We start from the raw sequence: 5792 nt of genomic DNA on the forward strand, positions 1-5792 counted from the left end.
CGCGCGCTTCGGCGCGGAAAAAATCCTCGGCGGTCAATGCGTCATCGCCAGCACCGTCGATGCCGACGGCGCCATTCGTCATCTGAATACTTTCCACGGCATGACCTTCGGCGAGCGCGACGGCGCCGCCTCGGCGCGCGTGCAGGCGATCGAACAACAACTCGCCGGCGCCGGTTTCGACGTCAACGCCAGCGCTACCATCCTGCAATCGATGTGGGAAAAATGGATCATGCTGGCGTCGCTGGCCGGCAGCACCAGCATCAAGCTGTCGGGGCTCGTCTCTTGCGGTGCCGTCGCCGTGGACTGCTCGCGCTCATGCTGCAATAGGTACTGCGCCGCCACGGCCACCGTCGGCGCAGTATTCCTGCCCTCCGGTTCCAGCAAGATCGCCAGCGGTGCAATGCCGATTGCCCGTAGTTGTTCCGCCACCAGGAAGCGATGTTCGTTGCCGCACACCAGCAGCGGCGGCATCAGTTCCGGCCATTTGACCAGACGCAGCAAGGTCTCCTGCAGCATGGAATGCGAGGAGCAAAGCGGCAGCAGCTGTTTGGGATAAGCCTCGCGCGACAGTGGCCACAGGCGTGTGCCGGCTCCTCCAGCAAGAATGACGGGGTATATTCTCATGGTTGAAATCACCTCATGCGAGTCGGCAGAAAAAGCGAGCGTGCGTTAAGTCCGTGTCTGGGGCGGTGCATTTTCTGCGCTGTACCTATGGCACAACAGCAAAAATTTCATGATGTCAACGGTATAGCGTTGCGCCAAGCGCCGTGGTTCGAGCGACAGGCGAAATAGCCACTCAAGACGAATCCGCCGCACCAGTTGCGGCGCACGCGGCTTTTCTCCGCTCCAGAAGTCGAACAGGGCGCCGACGCTGATCACCACATTGGCATTAAGCGCATCACGGCATGCCAGAATCCATTCTTCTTGTATCGGATTGCCCAATGCCACCAGCACCACATCTGGCCGCGCGCGGTTGATCGAATCAATCAGGACGGCACGGTCCTGGGCCATGCCTGCATAGCCATCGCAGGTGCCGACCACTTCTTGCTTCAACGTAGTGCGCACATGCACGGCGGCCTTGGCCAGCATCTCGGGCCTGCCGCCCAGCATGAACACACGCAACGGCGTCGGGGCATTGGCAAAAAAGCGCGGGACGAAATCTGTGCCGTTCAGATTTTCCTTGAACGTCTGGCGACGGAACAAATAAGCCGCGATATCCATGCCAACGCCGTCATTGACGATGACCACGGGCGTGCTTTTTATCTTTTCCCGCAGGGGATGGCATTGCACGATGAAATTGGTATTTGCAAAAAACAAGCTGGCCTTTTTGTTGAGGCACTTGGTTCGCAGCAGATATCTGGACAACACGGAAGAGGTGGTCTTGACTACCGGAAATCCAGCGATGTGGATAAATTTGTTTTCAGACATGATGTACTCCTTCATTGGCAATATCAGCATTGATTCAACAGAGAAAACTCATTTCTAAGACCTGAATGCGCTAGCGTGTACCTGTGCGGAGCGGCCGCAAGACTGACTGCAGCAGGGCATGCCAGGAAGCGTTGCGGCCCCTGATACGCCATCCGGTCACGGCGACCGTCAGCGGATATACCAGGCAAACCAGCACGATGCCGCCTGCCAGCGTCAGGCTGGTGAAGTGTCGCGGTATCAGCGCCAGATAAGCTTCCAGTCCCAACAACAACACCACGCCCGCCACCAGAGGCGGCGCCAGTGCGAACCACACCATGCGTGAATTCAGGCCAAGCGCGCGATGCAATAGCCATTGGGAAATCGGGAATATCACCAGATAGGCGCCGCAAAACGACATACTCATGCCGACCAGGCCGAAGCGGCTGACGCTGGCGGCAGAGGTAATTGCCAGCATCAATTGCGCGATGCTGAGCCACACTGGCAGCCGATTTTTTCCGAGTGAAAAAAACAGGTAATCATTCAACTGAACAATCGAGGAGAGCATGTAAAGGAGCGCCAGGACACCGATGACTGGCGCTGCCGGTAACCATTTCGCACCGAATACGATCTGCACCAGCGGTGTGGCCAGCGCTCCCTGGAAACAGAACAAGGGCAGAATGAAAAACAGAGTGATGCCGATGATTTTCAGATAGCGATTCTGCAATTCAATACGATCTTCCAATGCATCGGAAAACATCGGCAGGGCGACTCTTTGCATCGAACTGGTAATGACCAGATAGACTGCTGAGGTCACGCGCTTGGCCAGGTTGTACAAGCCGGTCGCGTAAGGTCCGAGCAAAAAACCGACCAAGAGAGAATCGCCGTTTGCGTTGGCAAAATTGAGCAAGCCGCTCATGCCGACCTGGCGGATATCGTCCCAGTATTTTTTATACAGTGCGCGATCAAACGCCAGCGTCGGCAACCATCTGCTTTGCGCCACCACCAGCACCAGACCCAGGCCGGACGCCACGACCTGCTGCACCACCAGCGATATCGCGCCCGCCCCACTGGCCGCCATTGCTATGCCAATGACGCCGCCTATCATCACCGAAGCGATCGAGCGGATTGCCAGTTGCCGGAACATCATATTGCGCACCAGTCTGGCTTCATAAGCGCGCACCAGACCGAAGAAAAAAATTGAGATGCTCATTCCCTGCAGCACGACTTGCAGATCCTGCGTGCGAAACAGGGAAGAGATCAGCCCCGCCGAAAAAAACATCGCCATGGTCAACAGCAGGCCGGCAATCGAGCAGCAGGTAAACACCCAGGAATACAGCCTGTCGTTCGGCGCCAGGGCGCGCACGATGGGCATGGCGATGGCGTCGAACACGACCAGCCGGGTAAACAAGATGAACAGATGCGCCACCGTCAACAAACCGAAGGCATCCGGCGCCAGAAAGCGCGCCAGCACGGCAAATGCCAGGAACGACAGCACTTGCTGGGCGAGGTTATCGACGATCGACCAGATCGAGCCGGAGGCCAGGTTGCCGTTCATGTCTGTTTGAGCTTGTTTGCTCATTTTCGCCATCCTTGCACGCGCGCCAGCAGGCTGACGTATTTGAAGTGTGCTTTGAGAAAATTGCCGCCCGCCATGGCCAACAATGCGCCACAGCAGGTGCGCAGGCAGGTGCCGGGGAAATACCAGAACGGATAGGCGTTGATGCGCATCACGCGGCCAATGCCTGCCTCATATTTTTTTTGCCGGTGGCAGGCGTTGTCGTCGAAGTTGGCGGTTTTCACTGGATGGTGCAGCGTTATTTCTTGCAGATATTTCAACTTGAAGCCGTGCTGCAGGCTGCGCAGAAGATAGTCGGTTCCCTCTGCCGCACCCCATTCGGTGCCGGCGCCGACACCCAGCGATTCATCGAACTGGCCGACGGTATCCACGACCTGCCGGCGCAGAAAAATGCTGAATTCGATCGCGCCGCGCCAGACGTTGTAGCGGTTCAGCAGCGTGCTGCTGCTCAGCCAGCGGCCCTCGGTACGAGGGTGGGGTCGGTGAAGCGGCCGGTAATGCCATCGAGCTCCTGATGCTGTTGCAGGACGGCGGCCACCTGTGTCAGTAAGCCGTCCGGATACCAGCAATCGTCATCGGGAAAGGCAATCACGTCACCTTTCGCCAGCGACAGGCCGGTATTGCGAGCGCGCGAGGCGCCGCGTGCAGCCGAGCGGAGATGCCGGATCTGCATTTTTTCGCCATACATGGCCATCAGTGGAACCAGACGATCATCGTCATTCTGATCGACGACGATCAGCTCGAAATTTCGATAGTCCTGGGCGTGCAGCGACACTAAAAATCGTGCAACCTCGTCAGTGCGCCCCAGCGTGGCCAACACCAGTGAAAATTTCATCGTGTTCCCTTCGTGCATGTTGTGCATCAGTGCCATATCGCTTGTTACATCCCAGACATGGAAATGGACACGGCCTACAGGCCGGTTTTCAAAATGGCCATCTGCGGCTTGTCGCCATTACTGTCGGGTCCCAGGTTGAACGGATAGTCGCCCAGCCATTTGCTGCTGGTCCAATAGGTCCAGCCGCCCCAGGCTGCGCGGTCCTGCATGCCTCCCACGATGGCGCTCAACGCCTGCAGGCAGGGTGGCGTGGGGGCGACGCCGAACTCGCCCAGGAACAAACGCTGCTTGGTCGCCTTGGCCCATGTGGTGATCGCGTTCATGACCGCATTCAGGCGGCCAGGATCGATACAACTTTTTTGGGTGCCGGAGAAATCGGCATCCGCGTATTGATGCACTTCGATCAGGTAATTGTTGGCGGGGTCGTGAAACTGGCTGAAGGCATCCGCATTCGATACACCTTGCTCTTTCGCGAACCAGGCATGGGCGCCGCTCCAGCTGCCACCGGCGACCAGGATCAGATGACGCGATCCGTTTTTGCGCAAGATATCAAGCGTTTCCTGAGCCACTCCTGCCCATGCTGCAATCGGCAATTTGCTGGGCTCGTTCATCAAGCCGAAAGCAGTGTTTTCGGGGGCCTTGAAACGGGCCAGAAGCCGGCTCCACAAGTCGAAAAATGCCTTGCGCGGTACCGCCGGGGAGTCGAGCGGCTTGCCGCGATATTCGCCAAAGTTATGCACATCAAGGATGATGCAGGCGCCTAGCGAACGGGCGGTAGCGACGGTTTGTTCTATTCGTTGCACTTCCGCTTCATCCAGTGGACCGAATAATTGCGGCTGTATCCTTTCCCACAGGAACGGCAAGCGGAATGTGTTCATGCCCGCGGATTGAAAGTAACGCATGTCGTCGGGATCAGGATAGCCGTAGTCCTTGAAGACCGTTCCGGGCAATTTTTCGGCGGCGAACTCCGGCCCGCTCAGGTTGACGCCTGCCAGCCGCTTGCCGTCCAGGCAGCCGGCCACGGCCGCATGGCCGGACAGGAAGCCGGCAGCCAATAGCGCCAGACCGAGCATGCGTCGTACATGGCTGGCCAGGGCGGACCATTGCCAAGGGCACTTACGTGCCGTGATCGATAGGCGCTTTATCATCTGATCTCACTTTCGGTTGGCACAGCAGGGGGATCGTCCGCCAGCGCAAAAAATGGCAGGACTTTGTGCTGCAAGGTCTTCCCCGCGGATTTGATGAGCCGTGCTCCGGGGCGCTCGACGAAGCGATAGCTGAGCCAGGAAAACAGCAGGACCAGCGCGATAAACGGCGCCAGTAACAAGAGCTGCAGGGGGGATTGCAAGGATTCCGGATGCCACTGGCGAAACAGATAAATCACGGGCATGTGCAGCAGATAAATGGAAAAACTGCATTCCCCGCACAAGAGGATGAATTTGTTTTCAAAAACGATCGCCCCGAGTGCGGATGGAAACGACAGGCAAAACACGATCAAGGCACCGAAAACGGCGCTCAGAACGCTGTCATAGAAGGTGTTGTTGCTGGAAAAAGCCAGTGGCAGCCAGCCGCAGAGAATCAATATGGTCGAGACGGCCAGCACGGCATGCAGCAAGCTCAGTGAGGTGCGGTCTCGCTGCCGATCGGATCTGATGACCGAGCGGAGCATGACGAATATGATGAACATGACGGGGAACACGGATGAGGCATTCCATCATCGCGCGGCTGGTCATGATGTTCGCGGCCGCCGCGCTGGTCATTTTTTCGCTGATCGGCGGCGTGCTGTACGCCGTGGTCAAGAACGAGCTGCTGCGCCATGAGCGCGACGGCCTGGTGACGACCTTCAACGATATTGAATACATGGTCTCGCGCGTCGGCACGGTGGAGCGCTGGGCGCGCGTACAGACCAAGCTGGACACCCTGACCCCGGCCGACGGCAAGGTGTCTTTTATTACGTCAAAGCTCGGCTCCTTC

General features: G+C 57.8%; 5 protein-coding genes and 2 pseudogenes. 1 reads left to right on the forward strand and 6 read right to left on the reverse strand.

All coding sequences use genetic code 11. From position 1 onward, the window contains the following. Positions 1-243: 243 nt before the first annotated feature. The 6 genes and pseudogenes from HLUSI_RS31495 to HLUSI_RS28005 form a co-directional block, all read right to left on the reverse strand. Positions 244-624 (reverse strand): annotated as a pseudogene (locus HLUSI_RS31495) (sugar phosphate nucleotidyltransferase); the annotation flags it as partial. Between the two features lie 45 nt (positions 625-669). Then, complete coding sequence (locus HLUSI_RS0110010) at positions 670-1428, reverse strand: WecB/TagA/CpsF family glycosyltransferase (protein ID WP_040503354.1); 759 nt, start codon at positions 1426-1428, stop codon at positions 670-672. Between the two features lie 70 nt (positions 1429-1498). Then, the gene (locus HLUSI_RS0110015) at positions 1499-2986 is read right to left on the reverse strand and encodes a lipopolysaccharide biosynthesis protein (protein WP_029363344.1); all 1488 of its coding nucleotides are present in this window, start codon (positions 2984-2986) and stop codon (positions 1499-1501) included. A gap of 445 nt (positions 2987-3431) precedes the next feature. Next, positions 3432-3818 carry a glycosyltransferase family A protein gene (locus HLUSI_RS34045; protein WP_238533960.1) on the reverse strand — a complete coding sequence of 129 codons (387 nt, stop codon included), beginning with the start codon at positions 3816-3818 and terminating at the stop codon, positions 3432-3434. Between the two features lie 74 nt (positions 3819-3892). Further along, entirely contained in the window at positions 3893-4966 is a 1074-nt protein-coding gene (locus HLUSI_RS0110025) for a glycoside hydrolase family 5 protein (RefSeq protein ID WP_029363345.1), read from the reverse strand. After that, positions 4963-5505 carry an acyltransferase family protein gene (locus HLUSI_RS28005; protein WP_016833837.1) on the reverse strand — a complete coding sequence of 181 codons (543 nt, stop codon included), beginning with the start codon at positions 5503-5505 and terminating at the stop codon, positions 4963-4965. Before HLUSI_RS28005 ends, HLUSI_RS0110025 begins: the two co-directional genes overlap by 4 nt. A 14-nt stretch (positions 5506-5519) precedes the next feature. On the opposite strand from HLUSI_RS28005, the pseudogene HLUSI_RS0110035 reads away from it, so the two are divergent. Then, positions 5520-5792, forward strand: a pseudogene (locus HLUSI_RS0110035) (two-component sensor histidine kinase); the annotation flags it as partial.

The organism is Herbaspirillum lusitanum P6-12 (genome assembly GCF_000256565.1).
GTDB classification, from domain to species: domain Bacteria; phylum Pseudomonadota; class Gammaproteobacteria; order Burkholderiales; family Burkholderiaceae_D; genus Herbaspirillum; species Herbaspirillum lusitanum.

What these genes read in the sequence shown, in the direction of transcription:
- HLUSI_RS28005 (WP_016833837.1), bottom strand. Translation starts at nt 5,505, where the DNA reads ATGTTCATCATATTCGTCATGCTCCGCTCGGTCATCAGATCCGATCGG.
- HLUSI_RS34045 (WP_238533960.1), bottom strand. Translation starts at nt 3,818, where the DNA reads ATGAAATTTTCACTGGTGTTGGCCACGCTGGGGCGCACTGACGAGGTT.
- HLUSI_RS0110010 (WP_040503354.1), bottom strand. Translation starts at nt 1,428, where the DNA reads ATGTCTGAAAACAAATTTATCCACATCGCTGGATTTCCGGTAGTCAAG.
- HLUSI_RS0110025 (WP_029363345.1), bottom strand. Translation starts at nt 4,966, where the DNA reads ATGATAAAGCGCCTATCGATCACGGCACGTAAGTGCCCTTGGCAATGG.
- HLUSI_RS0110015 (WP_029363344.1), bottom strand. Translation starts at nt 2,986, where the DNA reads ATGAGCAAACAAGCTCAAACAGACATGAACGGCAACCTGGCCTCCGGC.